The sequence below is a fragment of the Escherichia coli genome (assembly GCF_036503815.1).
GTDB classification, from domain to species: domain Bacteria; phylum Pseudomonadota; class Gammaproteobacteria; order Enterobacterales; family Enterobacteriaceae; genus Escherichia; species Escherichia coli_F.
The window spans coordinates 4,057,084-4,074,972 of the sequence record NZ_AP027764.1 but is presented as its reverse complement, the minus strand read 5'-3'; the positions used below and the strand labels follow the sequence as shown (position 1 = coordinate 4,074,972).

Genomic DNA, 17,889 nt, shown 5'->3' with positions numbered 1-17,889 from the left:
TTATGCGCCGGATATTATCAGTCTTACTCGAAAATGAATCAGGCGCGTTATCCCGCGTGATTGGCCTTTTTTCCCAACGTGGCTACAACATTGAAAGCCTGACCGTTGCGCCCACCGATGATCCGACATTATCGCGTATGACCATCCAGACCGTGGGCGATGAAAAAGTGCTTGAGCAGATCGAAAAGCAATTACACAAACTGGTCGATGTCTTGCGCGTGAGCGAGTTGGGGCAGGGGGCGCACGTCGAGCGGGAAATTATGCTGGTGAAAATTCAGGCCAGCGGCTACGGACGTGACGAAGTGAAGCGCAATACGGAAATATTTCGTGGGCAAATCATCGATGTCACGCCATCGCTTTACACCGTCCAACTGGCAGGCACCAGCGATAAGCTTGATGCATTTTTAGCATCGATTCGCGATGTGGCGAAAATTGTGGAAGTTGCTCGCTCTGGTGTAGTTGGACTTTCGCGCGGCGATAAAATAATGCGTTGAGAATGATCTCAATGCGCAATTTGCAGCCCAACATGTCACGTTGGGCTTTTTTTGCGAATTCAGTGGGAACCTGGAATAAAAGCAGTTGCCGCAGTTAATTTTCTGCGCTTAGATGTTAATGAATTTAACCCATACCAGTACAATGGCTATGGTTTTTACATTTTACGCAAGGGGCAATTGTGAAACTGGATGAAATCGCTCGGCTGGCGGGAGTGTCGCGGACCACTGCAAGCTATGTTATTAACGGCAAAGCGAAGCAATACCGTGTGAGCGACAAAACCGTTGAAAAAGTCATGGCTGTGGTGCGTGAGCACAATTACCACCCGAACGCCGTGGCAGCTGGGCTTCGTGCTGGACGCACACGTTCTATTGGTCTTGTGATCCCCGATCTGGAGAACACCAGCTATACCCGCATCGCTAATTATCTTGAACGTCAGGCGCGGCAACGGGGTTATCAACTGCTGATTGCTTGCTCAGAAGATCAGCCAGACAACGAAATGCGTTGTATTGAGCATCTTCTACAGCGTCAGGTTGATGCCATTATTGTTTCGACGTCGTTGCCACCAGAGCATCCTTTTTATCAACGCTGGGCTAACGACCCGTTCCCGATTGTCGCGCTGGATCGCGCCCTCGATCGTGAACACTTCACCAGCGTGGTTGGTGCCGATCAGGATGATGCCGAAATGCTGGCGGAAGAGTTACGTAAGTTTCCCGCCGAGACGGTGCTTTATCTTGGCGCGCTGCCGGAGCTTTCTGTGAGTTTCTTGCGTGAGCAAGGTTTCCGTACTGCCTGGAAAGATGATCCGCGCGAAGTGCATTTCCTTTATGCCAACAGTTATGAGCGGGAGGCGGCTGCCCAGTTATTCGAAAAATGGCTGGAAACGCATCCGATGCCGCAGGCGCTGTTCACAACGTCGTTTGCGTTGTTGCAAGGGGTGATGGATGTCACGCTGCGTCGCGATGGCAAACTGCCTTCTGACCTGGCAATTGCCACCTTTGGCGATAACGAACTGCTCGACTTCTTACAGTGCCCGGTGCTGGCAGTGGCTCAACGTCACCGCGATGTCGCAGAGCGTGTGCTGGAAATTGTCCTGGCAAGCCTGGACGAACCGCGTAAGCCAAAACCTGGGTTAACGCGCATTAAACGTAATCTCTATCGCCGCGGCGTGCTCAGCCGTAACTAAGCCGCGAACAAAAATACGCGCCAGTGAATTTCTCATTGGCGCGTCGAGTACGGGAATGGACATCAATATCCTTAAAGTAAATAAGACTATTCCTGGCTATTATTGATAAATGCTTTTAAACCCGCCCATTAATTAACTCACCTGCTGAAATTCACAATAATTAAGCAATATTGACAGAGCGTTTTTGCATTATTTTGTTACATGCAGAGATGAATTGCCGATTTAACAAACACTTTTCTTTGCTTTTGCGCAAACCTGCTGGCATCAAGCGCCACACAGACGCAACAGGGACTGTTAACCGGGGAAGATATGTCCTAAAATGCCGCTCGCGTCGCAAACTGACACTTTATATTTGCTGTGGAAAATAGTTAGTCATTTTAAAACGGTGATGACGATGAGGGATTTTTTCTTACAGCTATTCATAACGTTAATTTGCTTCGCACGTTGGACGTAAAATAAACAACGCTGATATTAGCCGTAAACATCGGGTTTTTTACCTCGGTATGCCTTGTGACTGGCTTGACAAGCTTTTCCTCCGCTCCGTAAACTCCTTTCAGTGGGAAATTGTGGGGCAAAGTGGGAATAAGGGGTGAGGCTGGCATGTTCCGGGGAGCAACGTTAGTCAATCTCGACAGCAAAGGGCGCTTATCAGTGCCTACCCGTTATCGGGAACAGCTGCTTGAGAACGCTGCCGGTCAAATGGTTTGCACCATTGACATTCATCACCCGTGCCTGCTGCTTTACCCCCTGCCTGAATGGGAAATTATCGAGCAAAAATTATCGCGTCTGTCGAGCATGAACCCGGTTGAGCGCCGTGTGCAGCGCCTTCTGTTAGGTCATGCCAGCGAATGTCAGATGGATGGCGCCGGTCGATTGTTAATCGCGCCAGTACTGCGGCAACATGCCGGTCTGACAAAAGAAGTGATGCTGGTTGGACAGTTCAACAAGTTTGAGCTGTGGGATGAAACAACCTGGCATCAACAGGTCAAGGAAGATATCGACGCAGAGCAGTTGGCTACTGGAGACTTATCGGAGCGACTGCAGGACTTGTCTCTATAAAATGATGGAAAACTATAAACATACTACGGTGCTGCTGGATGAAGCCGTTAATGGCCTCAATATCCGTCCTGATGGCATCTACATTGATGGGACTTTTGGTCGCGGTGGTCACTCACGTCTGATCCTCTCGCAGCTTGGCGAAGAGGGGCGTTTGCTGGCGATCGATCGCGACCCGCAGGCTATCGCCGTTGCGAAGACTATTGATGATCCGCGCTTCTCCATCATCCACGGACCTTTCTCCGCGCTGGGCGAATACGTTGCCGAGCGCGATCTTATCGGCAAGATCGACGGCATTCTCCTCGATCTTGGTGTTTCTTCACCGCAACTTGATGATGCAGAACGCGGCTTTTCCTTTATGCGCGATGGCCCGCTGGACATGCGTATGGACCCAACCCGTGGGCAGTCAGCCGCTGAATGGCTGCAAACCGCAGAAGAAGCTGATATCGCCTGGGTATTGAAAACCTACGGCGAAGAGCGTTTTGCCAAACGCATTGCCCGCGCCATTGTCGAGCGAAACCGCGAACAGCCGATGACCCGCACCAAAGAACTGGCGGAAGTCGTGGCTGCCGCAACGCCGGTGAAAGATAAGTTTAAACATCCCGCGACCCGTACCTTCCAGGCGGTGCGCATTTGGGTAAACAGTGAACTGGAGGAGATAGAGCAGGCGCTAAAAAGCTCGCTCAACGTGCTGGCCCCGGGGGGGCGGCTCTCGATCATCAGCTTCCACTCGCTGGAAGACCGCATTGTGAAGCGCTTTATGCGTGAAAACAGCCGTGGTCCGCAAGTTCCGGCAGGGTTACCGATGACTGAAGAGCAGCTCAAAAAACTGGGTGGCCGTCAGCTGCGAGCACTAGGCAAGTTAATGCCGGGCGAAGAAGAGGTGGCTGAGAACCCTCGTGCCCGTAGTTCAGTTCTGCGTATTGCAGAGAGGACGAACGCATGATCAGCAGAGTGACAGAAGCTCTAAGCAAAGTTAAAGGATCGATGGGAAGCCACGAGCGCCATGCATTGCCTGGTGTTATCGGTGACGATCTTTTGCGATTTGGGAAGCTGCCACTCTGCCTGTTCATTTGCATTATTTTGACGGCGGTGACCGTGGTAACCACGGCGCACCATACCCGTTTACTGACCGCTCAGCGCGAACAACTGGTGCTGGAGCGAGATGCTTTAGACATTGAATGGCGCAACCTGATCCTTGAAGAGAATGCGCTCGGCGACCATAGCCGGGTGGAAAGGATCGCCACGGAAAAGCTGCAAATGCAGCATGTTGATCCGTCACAAGAAAATATCGTAGTGCAAAAATAAGGATAAACGCGACGCATGAAAGCAGCGGCGAAAACGCAGAAACCAAAACGTCAGGAAGAACATGCCAACTTTATCAGTTGGCGTTTTGCGTTGTTATGCGGCTGTATTCTCCTGGCGCTGGCTTTTCTGCTCGGACGCGTAGCGTGGTTACAAGTTATCTCCCCGGATATGCTGGTAAAAGAGGGCGACATGCGTTCTCTTCGCGTTCAGCAAGTTTCCACCTCCCGCGGCATGATTACTGACCGTTCTGGTCGCCCGTTAGCGGTGAGCGTGCCGGTAAAAGCGATTTGGGCTGACCCGAAAGAAGTGCATGACGCTGGCGGTATCAGCGTCGGTGATCGCTGGAAGGCGCTGGCTAACGCACTCAATATTCCGCTGGATCAGCTTTCAGCCCGCATTAACGCCAACCCGAAAGGGCGCTTTATTTATCTGGCGCGTCAGGTAAACCCTGACATGGCAGAGTACATCAAAAAACTGAAACTGCCGGGGATTCATCTGCGTGAAGAATCTCGACGTTATTATCCATCCGGCGAAGTGACCGCTCACCTCATCGGCTTTACTAACGTCGATAGTCAGGGGATTGAGGGCGTCGAGAAGAGTTTCGATAAATGGCTTACCGGGCAGCCGGGTGAGCGCATTGTGCGTAAAGACCGCTATGGTCGCGTAATTGAAGATATCTCTTCCACCGACAGCCAGGCGGCGCACAACCTGGCGCTGAGTATTGATGAACGCCTGCAGGCGCTGGTTTATCGCGAACTGAACAACGCGGTGGCCTTTAACAAAGCTGAATCTGGTAGCGCCGTGCTGGTGGATGTCAACACCGGTGAAGTGCTGGCGATGGCTAACAGCCCGTCATACAACCCAAACAATCTGAGTGGCACGCCGAAAGAGGCGATGCGTAACCGTACCATCACTGACGTGTTTGAACCGGGTTCAACGGTTAAACCGATGGTGGTGATGACCGCGTTGCAACGTGGCGTAGTGCGGGAAAACTCGGTACTGAATACCGTTCCTTATCGAATTAACGGCCACGAAATCAAAGACGTGGCACGCTACAGCGAATTAACCCTGACCGGGGTATTACAGAAGTCGAGTAACGTCGGTGTTTCCAAACTGGCGTTAGCGATGCCGTCCTCAGCGTTAGTAGATACTTACTCACGTTTTGGACTGGGAAAAGCGACCAATTTGGGGTTGGTCGGAGAACGCAGTGGCTTATATCCTCAAAAACAACGGTGGTCTGACATAGAGAGGGCCACCTTCTCTTTCGGCTACGGGCTAATGGTAACACCGTTACAGTTAGCGCGAGTCTACGCAACTATCGGCAGCTATGGCATTTATCGCCCGCTGTCGATTACCAAAGTTGATCCCCCGGTTCCCGGTGAACGCGTCTTCCCGGAGTCCATTGTTCGCACCGTGGTGCATATGATGGAAAGCGTGGCGCTACCGGGCGGTGGCGGCGTGAAGGCGGCGATTAAAGGCTATCGTATCGCCATTAAAACCGGTACCGCGAAAAAGGTCGGGCCGGACGGTCGCTACATCAATAAATATATTGCTTATACCGCAGGCGTTGCGCCTGCGAGTCAGCCGCGCTTCGCGCTGGTTGTTGTTATCAACGATCCGCAGGCGGGTAAATACTACGGCGGCGCCGTTTCCGCGCCGGTCTTTGGTGCCATCATGGGCGGCGTATTGCGTACCATGAACATCGAGCCGGATGCGCTGACAACGGGCGATAAAAATGAATTTGTGATTAATCAAGGCGAGGGGACAGGTGGCAGATCGTAATTTGCGCGACCTTCTTGCTCCGTGGGTGCCAGACGCACCTTCGCGAGCACTGCGAGAGATGACACTCGACAGCCGTGTGGCTGCGGCGGGCGATCTCTTTGTAGCTGTAGTAGGTCATCAGGCGGACGGGCGTCGATATATCCCGCAGGCGATAGCGCAAGGTGTGGCTGCCATTATTGCAGAGGCGAAAGATGAGGCGACCGACGGTGAAATCCGTGAAATGCACGGCGTACCAGTCATCTATCTCAGCCAGCTCAACGAGCGTTTATCTGCACTGGCGGGCCGCTTTTACCATGAACCCTCTGACAATTTACGTCTCGTGGGCGTAACGGGCACCAACGGCAAGACTACGACTACTCAGCTTCTGGCGCAGTGGAGCCAACTGCTTGGCGAAACCAGCGCGGTAATGGGGACTGTTGGTAACGGCCTGCTAGGAAAAGTGATCCCGACAGAAAATACCACCGGTTCGGCAGTCGATGTTCAGCATGAGCTGGCGGGACTGGTGGATCAGGGCGCGACTTTTTGCGCAATGGAAGTTTCCTCCCACGGACTGGTACAGCACCGTGTGGCGGCATTGAAATTTGCGGCGTCGGTCTTTACCAACTTAAGCCGCGATCACCTTGATTATCATGGTGATATGGAACACTACGAAGCCGCGAAATGGCTGCTTTATTCTGAACATCATTGCGGTCAGGCGATTATTAACGCCGACGATGAAGTGGGCCGCCGCTGGCTGGCAAAACTGCCGGACGCGGTTGCAGTATCAATGGAAGATCATATCAATCCGAACTGTCACGGACGCTGGTTGAAAGCGACTGAAGTGAACTATCACGACAGCGGTGCGACTATTCGCTTTAGCTCAAGCTGGGGCGATGGCGAAATTGAAAGCCATCTGATGGGCGCTTTTAACGTCAGCAACTTGCTGCTGGCGCTGGCGACGCTGCTGGCGCTGGGCTATCCGTTGGCTGGCCTGCTGAAAACTGCCGCACGCCTGCAGCCGGTTTGTGGACGTATGGAAGTGTTCACTGCGACAGGCAAACCGACGGTAGTGGTGGATTACGCGCATACGCCAGATGCACTGGAAAAAGCCTTACAGGCGGCGCGTTTGCACTGTGCGGGCAAGCTGTGGTGCGTCTTTGGCTGTGGTGGCGATCGTGATAAAGGTAAGCGTCCACTGATGGGAGCAATTGCTGAAGAGTTTGCTGACGTGGCGGTGGTGACGGACGATAACCCGCGTACCGAAGAGCCGCGTGCCATCATCAACGATATCCTGGCGGGAATGCTGGACGCCGGACATGCCAAAGTGATGGAAGGCCGCGCTGAAGCGGTGACTTGCGCCGTTATGCAGGCTAAAGAGAATGATGTGGTGCTGATCGCGGGCAAAGGCCATGAGGATTATCAGATTGTTGGCAACCAGCGTCTGGACTACTCCGATCGCGTCACGGTAGCGCGTCTGCTGGGGGTGATTGCATGATTAGCGTAACCCTTAGCCAACTTACCGATATTCTCAACGGTGAACTGCAAGGTGCAGATATTACCCTTGATGCTGTAACCACTGACACGCGAAAACTGACGCCGGGCTGCCTGTTTGTTGCCCTGAAAGGCGAACGTTTCGATGCCCATGATTTTGCTGACCAGGCGAAAGCTGGCGGTGCGGGTGCACTACTGGTTAGCCGTCCGCTGGATATCGATCTGCCGCAGGTAATCGTCAAGGATACTCGTCTGGCGTTTGGTGAACTGGCTGCATGGGTTCGCCAGCAAGTTCCGGCGCGCGTGGTTGCTCTGACCGGTTCCTCCGGCAAAACCTCCGTTAAAGAGATGACGGCTGCGATTTTAAGCCAGTGTGGCAACACGCTTTATACGGCAGGCAATCTCAACAACGACATCGGTGTACCGATGACGCTGTTGCGCTTAACGCCAGAGTACGATTACGCAGTAATTGAACTTGGCGCGAACCATCAGGGCGAAATTGCCTGGACTGTGAGTCTGACTCGCCCGGAAGCGGCGCTGGTCAACAACCTGGCAGCGGCGCATCTGGAAGGTTTTGGCTCGCTTGCGGGTGTCGCGAAAGCGAAAGGTGAAATCTTTAGCGGCCTGCCGGAAAACGGTATCGCCATTATGAATGCCGACAACAACGACTGGCTGAACTGGCAGAGTGTGATTGGCTCACGCAAAGTGTGGCGCTTCTCACCGAATGCTAACAACAGCGATTTCACCGCCACCAATATTCACGTGACCTCGCACGGTACGGAATTTACCCTGCAAACCCCAACGGGTAGCGTCGATGTTCTGCTGCCGTTGCCGGGGCGTCACAATATTGCGAATGCGCTGGCAGCCGCTGCGCTCTCCATGTCCGTGGGCGCAACGCTTGATGCTATTAAAGCGGGGCTGGCAAATCTGAAAGCTGTTCCAGGCCGTCTGTTCCCCATTCAACTGGCGGAAAATCAGTTGCTGCTCGACGACTCCTACAACGCTAACGTCGGCTCCATGACCGCCGCTGTTCAGGTACTGGCTGAAATGCCGGGCTACCGTGTGCTGGTGGTGGGCGATATGGCGGAACTGGGCGCTGAAAGCGAGGCCTGCCATGTACAGGTGGGCGAAGCGGCGAAGGCGGCGGGTATTGACCGCGTGTTAAGTGTGGGTAAACAAAGCCATGCTATCAGCACCGCCAGCGGCGTTGGCGAACATTTTTCCGATAAAACTGCGCTTATCGCGCGTCTTAAATCACTGATTGCTGAGCAACAGGTAATTACGATTTTAGTTAAGGGTTCACGTAGTGCTGCCATGGAAGAGGTAGTACGCGCTTTACAGGAGAATGGGACATGTTAGTTTGGCTGGCCGAACATTTGGTCAAATATTATTCCGGCTTTAACGTCTTTTCCTATCTGACGTTTCGCGCCATCGTCAGCCTGCTGACTGCGCTGTTCATCTCATTGTGGATGGGCCCGCGCATGATTGCTCATTTGCAAAAACTTTCCTTTGGTCAGGTAGTGCGTAACGACGGTCCTGAATCACACTTCAGCAAGCGCGGTACGCCGACCATGGGCGGGATTATGATCCTGACAGCGATTGTGATCTCCGTGCTGCTGTGGGCTTATCCATCCAATCCGTACGTCTGGTGCGTACTGGTGGTGCTGGTAGGTTACGGCATCATTGGCTTTGTTGATGACTATCGCAAAGTGGTGCGTAAAGACACCAAGGGGTTGATCGCTCGTTGGAAGTATTTCTGGATGTCGGTCATTGCGCTGGGTGTTGCCTTCGCGCTGTACCTTGCCGGCAAAGACACGCCCGCAACGCAGCTGGTGGTTCCGTTCTTTAAAGATGTGATGCCGCAACTGGGGCTGTTCTACATTCTGCTGGCTTACTTCGTCATTGTGGGTACTGGCAACGCGGTAAACCTGACCGATGGTCTTGATGGCCTGGCGATTATGCCGACTGTATTCGTCGCCGGTGGTTTTGCGCTGGTGGCATGGGCAACCGGCAACATGAACTTTGCCAGCTATTTACACATACCGTATCTACGACACGCCGGGGAACTGGTCATTGTCTGTACCGCGATAGTCGGGGCAGGGCTGGGCTTCCTGTGGTTTAACACCTATCCGGCGCAGGTCTTTATGGGCGATGTCGGTTCGCTGGCGTTAGGTGGTGCGTTAGGCATTATCGCCGTACTGCTGCGTCAGGAATTCCTGCTGGTGATTATGGGCGGCGTGTTTGTCGTTGAAACCCTGTCGGTTATTTTGCAGGTCGGCTCCTTTAAACTGCGCGGACAACGTATTTTCCGCATGGCACCGATTCATCACCACTATGAACTGAAAGGCTGGCCGGAACCGCGCGTCATTGTACGTTTCTGGATTATTTCGCTGATGCTGGTCCTGATTGGTCTGGCAACGCTGAAGGTACGTTAATCATGGCTGATTACCAGGGTAAAAATGTCGTCATTATCGGCCTGGGCCTCACCGGGCTTTCTTGCGTGGACTTTTTCCTCGCTCGCGGTGTGACGCCGCGCGTTATGGATACGCGTATGACACCGCCTGGCCTGGATAAATTACCCGAAGCCGTAGAACGCCACACGGGCGGTCTGAATGATGAATGGCTGATGGCGGCCGATCTGATTGTCGCCAGTCCCGGTATTGCACTGGCGCATCCATCCTTAAGCGCTGCCGCTGATGCCGGAATCGAAATCGTTGGTGATATCGAGCTATTCTGCCGCGAAGCACAAGCTCCGATTGTGGCGATCACCGGTTCTAACGGCAAAAGCACGGTCACCACGCTAGTGGGTGAAATGGCGAAAGCGGCGGGGGTTAACGTTGGTGTGGGTGGCAATATTGGCCTGCCTGCGTTGATGCTGCTGGATGATGAGTGCGAACTGTACGTGCTCGAGCTGTCGAGCTTCCAGCTTGAAACCACCTCCAGCTTACAGGCGGTAGCAGCGACCATTCTGAACGTGACTGAAGATCATATGGATCGCTATCCATTTGGTTTACAGCAGTATCGTGCGGCAAAACTGCGCATTTATGAAAATGCGAAAGTTTGCGTGGTTAATGCTGATGATGCCTTAACAATGCCGATTCGTGGTGCGGATGAACGCTGCGTTAGCTTTGGTATCAATATGGGCGACTATCACTTGAATCATCAGCAGGGTGAAACCTGGCTGCGGGTGAAAGGCGAGAAAGTGTTGAACGTGAAAGAGATGAAACTTTCCGGTCAGCATAACTACACCAATGCGCTGGCGGCACTGGCGCTGGCAGACGCAGCTGGTTTGCCACGCGCCAGTAGCCTGAAAGCGTTAACTACGTTCACTGGTTTGCCGCATCGCTTTGAAGTGGTGCTGGAACATAACGGTGTGCGCTGGATTAACGACTCGAAAGCGACCAATGTCGGCAGTACGGAAGCGGCGCTCAATGGCCTGCACGTAGATGGCACGCTGCATTTGTTGCTGGGCGGCGATGGTAAATCGGCGGACTTTAGTCCGCTGGCACGTTACCTGAATGGCGATAACGTACGTTTGTATTGTTTCGGTCGTGACGGCGCACAGCTGGCGGCACTGCGCCCGGAAGTGGCAGAACAAACCGAAACCATGGAACAGGCGATGCGCTTGCTGGCTCCTCGTGTTCAACCAGGAGATATGGTTCTGCTCTCCCCGGCCTGTGCCAGCCTTGATCAATTCAAGAACTTTGAACAACGAGGCAATGAGTTTGCCCGTCTGGCGAAGGAGTTAGGTTGATGCGTTTATCTCTCCCTCGCCTGAAAATGCCGCGCCTGCCAGGATTCAGTATCCTGGTCTGGATCTCCACGGCGCTAAAGGGCTGGGTGATGGGCTCGCGGGAAAAAGATACCGACAGCCTGATCATGTACGATCGCACCTTACTGTGGCTGACCTTCGGCCTCGCGGCGATCGGCTTTATCATGGTGACGTCCGCATCAATGCCTATCGGACAACGCTTGACTAACGATCCCTTTTTCTTCGCTAAGCGTGATGGTGTCTACCTGATCCTGGCGTTCATTCTGGCGATCATTACGCTGCGTCTGCCGATGGAGTTCTGGCAACGTTACAGCGCTACGATGCTACTCGGTTCAATCATCCTGTTGATGATCGTTCTGGTAGTGGGTAGCTCTGTTAAAGGGGCATCGCGTTGGATCGATCTCGGCTTGCTGCGTATCCAGCCTGCGGAGCTGACAAAACTGTCGCTGTTTTGCTATATCGCCAACTATCTGGTGCGTAAAGGCGACGAAGTGCGTAATAACCTGCGCGGCTTCTTGAAACCGATGGGCGTGATTCTGGTGTTGGCAGTGTTACTGCTGGCACAGCCAGACCTTGGTACGGTGGTGGTGTTGTTTGTGACTACGCTGGCGATGTTGTTCCTGGCGGGGGCGAAATTGTGGCAGTTCATTGCCATTATCGGCATGGGGATTTCAGCGGTTGTGTTACTGATCCTCGCCGAACCGTACCGTATCCGCCGTGTTACCGCATTCTGGAATCCGTGGGAAGATCCCTTTGGTAGCGGCTATCAGTTAACGCAATCGCTGATGGCGTTTGGTCGCGGCGAACTGTGGGGGCAAGGTTTAGGTAACTCGGTTCAAAAACTGGAGTATCTGCCGGAAGCACACACTGACTTTATTTTCGCCATTATCGGCGAAGAATTAGGTTATGTCGGTGTGGTACTAGCACTTTTAATGGTATTCTTCGTCGCTTTTCGTGCGATGTCGATTGGCCGTAAAGCATTAGAAATTGACCATCGTTTTTCCGGTTTTCTCGCCTGTTCCATTGGCATCTGGTTTAGCTTCCAGGCGCTGGTTAACGTAGGTGCGGCGGCGGGGATGTTACCGACCAAAGGTCTGACATTGCCGCTGATCAGTTACGGTGGTTCGAGCTTACTGATTATGTCGACAGCCATCATGATGCTGTTGCGTATTGATTATGAAACGCGTCTGGAGAAAGCGCAGGCGTTTGTACGAGGTTCACGATGAGTGGTCAAGGAAAGCGATTAATGGTGATGGCCGGCGGAACCGGTGGACATGTGTTCCCGGGACTGGCGGTTGCGCACCATCTAATGGCTCAGGGTTGGCAAGTTCGCTGGCTGGGGACTGCCGACCGTATGGAAGCGGACTTAGTGCCAAAACATGGCATCGAAATTGATTTCATTCGTATCTCTGGTCTGCGTGGTAAAGGTATAAAAGCACTGTTAGCTGCGCCTCTGCGTATTTTTAACGCCTGGCGTCAGGCACGGGCGATTATGAAAGCGTTCAAACCTGATGTGGTGCTCGGTATGGGCGGCTACGTATCAGGCCCAGGTGGTCTGGCCGCGTGGTCGTTAGGCATTCCGGTTGTACTTCATGAACAAAACGGTATTGCGGGCTTAACCAATAAATGGCTGGCAAAGATTGCCACCAAAGTGATGCAGGCGTTTCCAGGCGCTTTCCCTAATGCGGAAGTGGTGGGTAATCCTGTTCGTACCGATGTGTTGGCGTTGCCACTGCCGCAGCAACGTTTGGCTGGACGTGAAGGTCCGGTTCGTGTGTTGGTAGTGGGTGGTTCCCAGGGCGCACGTATTCTTAACCAGACAATGCCGCAGGTTGCAGCAAAGCTGGGCGATTCAGTCACTATCTGGCATCAGAGCGGCAAAGGTTCGCAACAAACCGTTGAACAGGCATATGCCGAAGCAGGGCAACCGCAGCATAAAGTGACGGAATTTATTGATGATATGGCGGCGGCGTATGCGTGGGCGGATGTCGTCGTTTGCCGCTCCGGTGCGTTAACGGTGAGTGAAATCGCTGCGGCAGGACTACCGGCGTTGTTTGTGCCGTTTCAACATAAAGACCGCCAGCAATACTGGAATGCTCTACCGCTGGAAAAAGCGGGCGCAGCCAAAATTATCGAGCAGCCACAGCTTAGCGTGGATGCTGTCGCCAACACCCTGGCCGGGTGGTCGCGAGAAACCTTATTAACCATGGCAGAACGCGCCCGTGCTGCATCCATTCCGGATGCCACCGAGCGAGTGGCAAATGAAGTGAGCCGGGCTGCCCGGGCGTAATTGTAGCGATGCCTTTTGCATCGTATGAATGTAAGAAGTTAATGGCGTAAAGAATGAATACACAACAATTGGCAAAACTGCGTTCCATCGTGCCCGAAATGCGTCGCGTTCGGCACATACATTTTGTCGGCATCGGTGGTGCCGGTATGGGCGGTATTGCCGAAGTTCTGGCCAATGAAGGTTATCAGATCAGTGGTTCCGATTTAGCGCCAAATCCGGTCACGCAGCAGTTAATGAATCTTGGGGCGACGATTTATTTCAACCATCGCCCGGAAAACGTACGTGATGCCAGCGTGGTCGTTGTTTCCAGCGCGATTTCTGCCGATAACCCGGAAATTGTCGCAGCTCATGAAGCGCGTATTCCGGTGATCCGTCGTGCTGAAATGCTGGCTGAGTTAATGCGTTTTCGTCATGGCATCGCCATTGCCGGAACGCACGGCAAAACGACAACCACTGCGATGGTTTCCAGCATCTACGCAGAAGCGGGACTCGACCCAACCTTCGTTAACGGTGGGCTGGTAAAAGCGGCGGGCGTTCATGCGCGTTTGGGGCATGGTCGGTACCTGATTGCCGAAGCAGATGAGAGCGATGCATCGTTCCTGCATCTGCAACCGATGGTGGCGATTGTCACCAATATCGAAGCCGACCACATGGATACCTACCAGGGCGACTTTGAGAATTTAAAACAGACCTTTATTAATTTTCTGCACAACCTGCCGTTTTACGGTCGTGCGGTGATGTGTGTTGATGATCCGGTGATCCGCGAATTGTTACCGCGTGTGGGGCGTCAGACCACGACTTACGGCTTCAGCGAAGATGCCGACGTGCGTGTAGAAGATTATCAGCAGATTGGCCCGCAAGGGCACTTTACGCTGCTGCGCCAGGACAAAGAGCCGATGCGCGTCACCCTGAATGCGCCAGGCCGTCATAACGCGCTGAACGCCGCAGCTGCGGTTGCGGTTGCTACGGAAGAGGGAATTGACGACGAGGCTATTTTGCGTGCGCTGGAGAGCTTCCAGGGGACTGGTCGCCGTTTTGATTTCCTCGGTGAATTCCCGCTGGAGCCAGTGAATGGTAAAAGCGGTACGGCAATGCTGGTTGATGACTACGGTCACCATCCGACCGAAGTGGATGCCACCATTAAAGCGGCGCGTGCAGGCTGGCCGGATAAAAATCTGGTAATGCTGTTTCAGCCGCATCGTTTTACCCGTACGCGTGACCTGTATGATGATTTCGCCAATGTGCTGACGCAGGTTGATACCCTGTTGATGCTGGAAGTGTATCCGGCTGGCGAAGCGCCAATTCCGGGAGCGGACAGCCGTTCGCTGTGTCGCACAATTCGTGGACGTGGGAAAATTGATCCCATTCTGGTGCCGGACCCAGCGCAGGTAGCCGAAATGCTAGCACCAGTATTAACCGGTAACGACCTGATTCTCGTTCAGGGGGCCGGTAATATCGGAAAAATTGCTCGTTCTTTAGCTGAAATCAAACTGAAGCCGCAAACTCCGGAGGAAGAACAACATGACTGATAAAATCGCGGTCCTGTTGGGCGGGACCTCCGCCGAGCGGGAAGTTTCTTTGAATTCTGGCGCAGCGGTGTTAGCCGGGCTGCGTGAAGGCGGTATTGACGCGTATCCTGTCGACCCGAAAGAAGTTGACGTGACACAACTTAAGTCGATGGGCTTTCAGAAAGTGTTTATCGCACTACACGGTCGCGGTGGTGAAGATGGCACGTTGCAGGGCATGCTCGAGCTGATGGGCTTGCCTTATACCGGCAGCGGAGTAATGGCATCTGCGCTTTCAATGGATAAACTACGCAGCAAATTGCTTTGGCAGGGCGCTGGTTTACCGGTAGCGCCGTGGGTAGCATTAACCCGCGCAGAGTTTGAAAAAGGCCTGAGCGATAAGCAGTTAGCAGAAATTTCTGCCTTAGGTTTGCCGGTTATCGTTAAGCCGAGCCGCGAAGGTTCCAGCGTGGGAATGTCAAAAGTAGTAGCAGAAAATGCTCTACAAGATGCATTAAGATTGGCATTTCAGCACGATGAAGAAGTATTGATTGAAAAATGGCTAAGTGGGCCGGAGTTCACGGTTGCGATACTTGGTGAAGAAATTTTACCGTCAATACGTATTCAACCGGCCGGAACCTTCTATGATTATGAGGCGAAGTATCTCTCTGATGAGACACAGTATTTCTGCCCCGCAGGTCTGGAAGCGTCACAAGAGGCCAATTTGCAGGCATTAGTGCTGAAAGCATGGACGACGTTAGGTTGCAAAGGATGGGGACGTATTGACGTTATGCTGGACAGCGATGGACAGTTTTATCTGCTGGAAGCCAATACCTCACCGGGTATGACCAGCCACAGCCTGGTGCCGATGGCGGCACGTCAGGCAGGTATGAGCTTCTCGCAGTTGGTAGTACGAATTCTGGAACTGGCGGACTAATATGTCGCAGGCTGCTCTGAACACGCGAAACAGCGAAGAAGAGGTTTCTTCTCGCCGCAATAATGGAACGCGTCTGGCGGGGATCCTTTTCCTGCTGACCGTTTTAACGACAGTGTTGGTGAGCGGCTGGGTCGTGTTGGGCTGGATGGAAGATGCGCAACGCCTGCCGCTCTCAAAGCTGGTGTTGACCGGTGAACGCCATTACACGCGTAATGACGATATCCGGCAGTCGATCCTGGCATTGGGTGAGCCAGGTACCTTTATGACCCAGGATGTCAACATCATCCAGACGCAAATAGAACAACGCCTGCCGTGGATTAAGCAGGTGAGCGTCAGAAAGCAGTGGCCTGATGAATTGAAGATTCATCTGGTTGAATATGTGCCTATTGCGCGGTGGAATGATCAACATATGGTAGACGCGGAAGGAAACACTTTCAGCGTGCCGCCAGATCGCACCAGCAAGCAGGTGCTTCCAATGCTGTATGGCCCGGAAGGCAGCGCCAATGAAGTGTTGCAGGGCTATCGCGAAATGGGGCAGATGCTGGCAAAGGACAGATTTACTCTGAAGGAAGCGGCGATGACCGCGCGGCGTTCCTGGCAGTTGACGCTGAATAACGATATTAAGCTCAATCTTGGCCGGGGCGATACGATGAAACGTTTGGCTCGCTTTGTAGAACTTTATCCGGTTTTACAGCAGCAGGCGCAAACCGATGGCAAACGGATTAGCTACGTTGATTTGCGTTATGACTCTGGAGCGGCAGTAGGCTGGGCGCCCTTGCCGCCAGAGGAATCTACTCAGCAACAAAATCAGGCACAGGCAGAACAACAATGATCAAGGCGACGGACAGAAAACTGGTAGTAGGACTGGAGATTGGTACCGCGAAGGTTGCCGCTTTAGTAGGGGAAGTTCTGCCCGACGGTATGGTCAATATCATTGGCGTGGGCAGCTGCCCGTCGCGTGGTATGGATAAAGGCGGGGTAAACGACCTCGAATCCGTGGTCAAGTGCGTACAACGCGCCATTGACCAGGCAGAATTGATGGCAGATTGTCAGATCTCTTCGGTATATCTGGCGCTTTCTGGTAAGCACATCAGCTGCCAGAATGAAATTGGTATGGTGCCTATTTCTGAAGAAGAAGTGACGCAAGAAGATGTGGAAAACGTCGTCCATACCGCGAAATCAGTGCGTGTGCGCGATGAGCATCGTGTGCTGCATGTGATCCCGCAAGAGTATGCGATTGACTATCAGGAAGGGATCAAGAATCCGGTAGGACTTTCGGGCGTGCGGATGCAGGCAAAAGTGCATCTGATCACATGTCACAACGATATGGCGAAAAACATCGTCAAAGCGGTTGAACGTTGTGGGCTGAAAGTTGACCAACTGATATTTGCCGGACTGGCATCAAGTTATTCGGTATTGACGGAAGATGAACGTGAACTGGGTGTCTGCGTCGTCGATATCGGTGGTGGTACAATGGATATCGCCGTTTATACCGGTGGGGCATTGCGCCACACTAAGGTAATTCCTTATGCTGGCAATGTCGTGACCAGTGATATCGCTTACGCCTTTGGCACGCCGCCAAGCGACGCCGAAGCGATTAAAGTTCGCCACGGTTGTGCGCTGGGTTCCATCGTTGGAAAAGATGAGAGCGTGGAAGTGCCGAGCGTAGGCGGTCGTCCACCGCGGAGTCTGCAACGTCAGACCCTGGCAGAGGTGATCGAGCCACGCTATACCGAACTGCTCAACCTGGTCAACGAAGAGATATTGCAGTTGCAGGAAAAGCTTCGCCAACAAGGGGTTAAACATCACCTGGCGGCAGGCATTGTATTAACCGGTGGCGCAGCGCAGATTGAAGGGCTTGCAGCTTGTGCTCAGCGCGTGTTTCATACGCAGGTGCGCATCGGCGCGCCGCTGAACATTACCGGTTTAACGGATTATGCTCAGGAGCCGTATTATTCGACGGCGGTGGGATTGCTTCACTACGGGAAAGAGTCACATCTTAACGGTGAAGCTGAAGTAGAAAAACGTGTTACAGCATCAGTTGGCTCGTGGATCAAGCGACTCAATAGTTGGCTGCGAAAAGAGTTTTAA

The 17,889-nt window shown here is 53.2% G+C and carries 17 protein-coding genes; all 17 read left to right on the top strand.

Annotated features, from left to right (window positions below; all coding sequences use genetic code 11):
• The first annotated feature begins 2 nt into the window (after positions 1 to 2).
• The gene (ilvN, locus tag AABJ99_RS19480; protein ID WP_001252744.1) at positions 3 to 494 is read left to right on the top strand and encodes an acetolactate synthase small subunit; all 492 of its coding nucleotides are present in this window, start codon (positions 3 to 5) and stop codon (positions 492 to 494) included.
• A gap of 11 nt (positions 495 to 505) precedes the next feature.
• Positions 506 to 592, top strand: a complete 87-nt coding sequence (locus AABJ99_RS19475; protein WP_032160836.1) for a hypothetical protein — start codon at positions 506 to 508, stop codon at positions 590 to 592.
• A gap of 81 nt (positions 593 to 673) precedes the next feature.
• On the top strand, positions 674 to 1,678 hold the full coding sequence (gene cra / locus AABJ99_RS19470) for a catabolite repressor/activator (protein WP_000762400.1): 1,005 nt from the start codon (positions 674 to 676) through the stop codon (positions 1,676 to 1,678).
• 600 nt (positions 1,679 to 2,278) lie between these two features.
• Positions 2,279 to 2,737: a division/cell wall cluster transcriptional repressor MraZ gene (gene mraZ, locus AABJ99_RS19465; RefSeq protein ID WP_001295770.1), complete on the top strand. Its 459-nt coding sequence runs from the start codon at positions 2,279 to 2,281 to the stop codon at positions 2,735 to 2,737.
• 1 nt (position 2,738) lies between these two features.
• A complete protein-coding gene (rsmH, locus tag AABJ99_RS19460; protein WP_000970479.1) occupies positions 2,739 to 3,680 on the top strand; it encodes a 16S rRNA (cytosine(1402)-N(4))-methyltransferase RsmH in 942 nt (313 codons plus the stop codon).
• Positions 3,677 to 4,042 carry a cell division protein FtsL gene (ftsL, locus tag AABJ99_RS19455; protein WP_000625658.1) on the top strand — a complete coding sequence of 122 codons (366 nt, stop codon included), beginning with the start codon at positions 3,677 to 3,679 and terminating at the stop codon, positions 4,040 to 4,042. The genes rsmH and ftsL overlap by 4 nt, the downstream gene beginning before the upstream one ends.
• A gap of 15 nt (positions 4,043 to 4,057) precedes the next feature.
• A complete protein-coding gene (gene ftsI / locus AABJ99_RS19450; protein ID WP_000642212.1) occupies positions 4,058 to 5,824 on the top strand; it encodes a peptidoglycan glycosyltransferase FtsI in 1,767 nt (588 codons plus the stop codon).
• Positions 5,811 to 7,298: a UDP-N-acetylmuramoyl-L-alanyl-D-glutamate--2,6-diaminopimelate ligase gene (gene murE / locus AABJ99_RS19445; protein ID WP_039021820.1), complete on the top strand. Its 1,488-nt coding sequence runs from the start codon at positions 5,811 to 5,813 to the stop codon at positions 7,296 to 7,298. The genes ftsI and murE overlap by 14 nt, the downstream gene beginning before the upstream one ends.
• A complete protein-coding gene (gene murF, locus AABJ99_RS19440; RefSeq protein ID WP_039021821.1) occupies positions 7,295 to 8,653 on the top strand; it encodes a UDP-N-acetylmuramoyl-tripeptide--D-alanyl-D-alanine ligase in 1,359 nt (452 codons plus the stop codon). Before murE ends, murF begins: the two co-directional genes overlap by 4 nt.
• Entirely contained in the window at positions 8,647 to 9,729 is a 1,083-nt protein-coding gene (mraY, locus tag AABJ99_RS19435; protein ID WP_000964122.1) for a phospho-N-acetylmuramoyl-pentapeptide-transferase, read from the top strand. Before murF ends, mraY begins: the two co-directional genes overlap by 7 nt.
• Positions 9,730 to 9,731: 2 nt before the next feature.
• Positions 9,732 to 11,048, top strand: a complete 1,317-nt coding sequence (gene murD / locus AABJ99_RS19430) for a UDP-N-acetylmuramoyl-L-alanine--D-glutamate ligase (protein ID WP_000796457.1) — start codon at positions 9,732 to 9,734, stop codon at positions 11,046 to 11,048.
• Positions 11,048 to 12,292 carry a cell division protein FtsW gene (gene ftsW / locus AABJ99_RS19425; RefSeq protein ID WP_001295532.1) on the top strand — a complete coding sequence of 415 codons (1,245 nt, stop codon included), beginning with the start codon at positions 11,048 to 11,050 and terminating at the stop codon, positions 12,290 to 12,292. The genes murD and ftsW overlap by 1 nt, the downstream gene beginning before the upstream one ends.
• Complete coding sequence (murG, locus tag AABJ99_RS19420) at positions 12,289 to 13,356, top strand: undecaprenyldiphospho-muramoylpentapeptide beta-N-acetylglucosaminyltransferase (RefSeq protein ID WP_039021822.1); 1,068 nt, start codon at positions 12,289 to 12,291, stop codon at positions 13,354 to 13,356. Before ftsW ends, murG begins: the two co-directional genes overlap by 4 nt.
• A gap of 53 nt (positions 13,357 to 13,409) precedes the next feature.
• Positions 13,410 to 14,885 carry a UDP-N-acetylmuramate--L-alanine ligase gene (murC, locus tag AABJ99_RS19415; protein ID WP_001096048.1) on the top strand — a complete coding sequence of 492 codons (1,476 nt, stop codon included), beginning with the start codon at positions 13,410 to 13,412 and terminating at the stop codon, positions 14,883 to 14,885.
• Complete coding sequence (gene ddlB / locus AABJ99_RS19410) at positions 14,878 to 15,798, top strand: D-alanine--D-alanine ligase (RefSeq protein WP_000130051.1); 921 nt, start codon at positions 14,878 to 14,880, stop codon at positions 15,796 to 15,798. Before murC ends, ddlB begins: the two co-directional genes overlap by 8 nt.
• Before the next feature lies 1 nt (position 15,799).
• Positions 15,800 to 16,630 (top strand): cell division protein FtsQ, encoded by an 831-nt coding sequence (ftsQ, locus tag AABJ99_RS19405; RefSeq protein ID WP_000075744.1) that lies wholly within the window; start codon positions 15,800 to 15,802, stop codon positions 16,628 to 16,630.
• Positions 16,627 to 17,889: a cell division protein FtsA gene (gene ftsA, locus AABJ99_RS19400; RefSeq protein WP_000588474.1), complete on the top strand. Its 1,263-nt coding sequence runs from the start codon at positions 16,627 to 16,629 to the stop codon at positions 17,887 to 17,889. Before ftsQ ends, ftsA begins: the two co-directional genes overlap by 4 nt.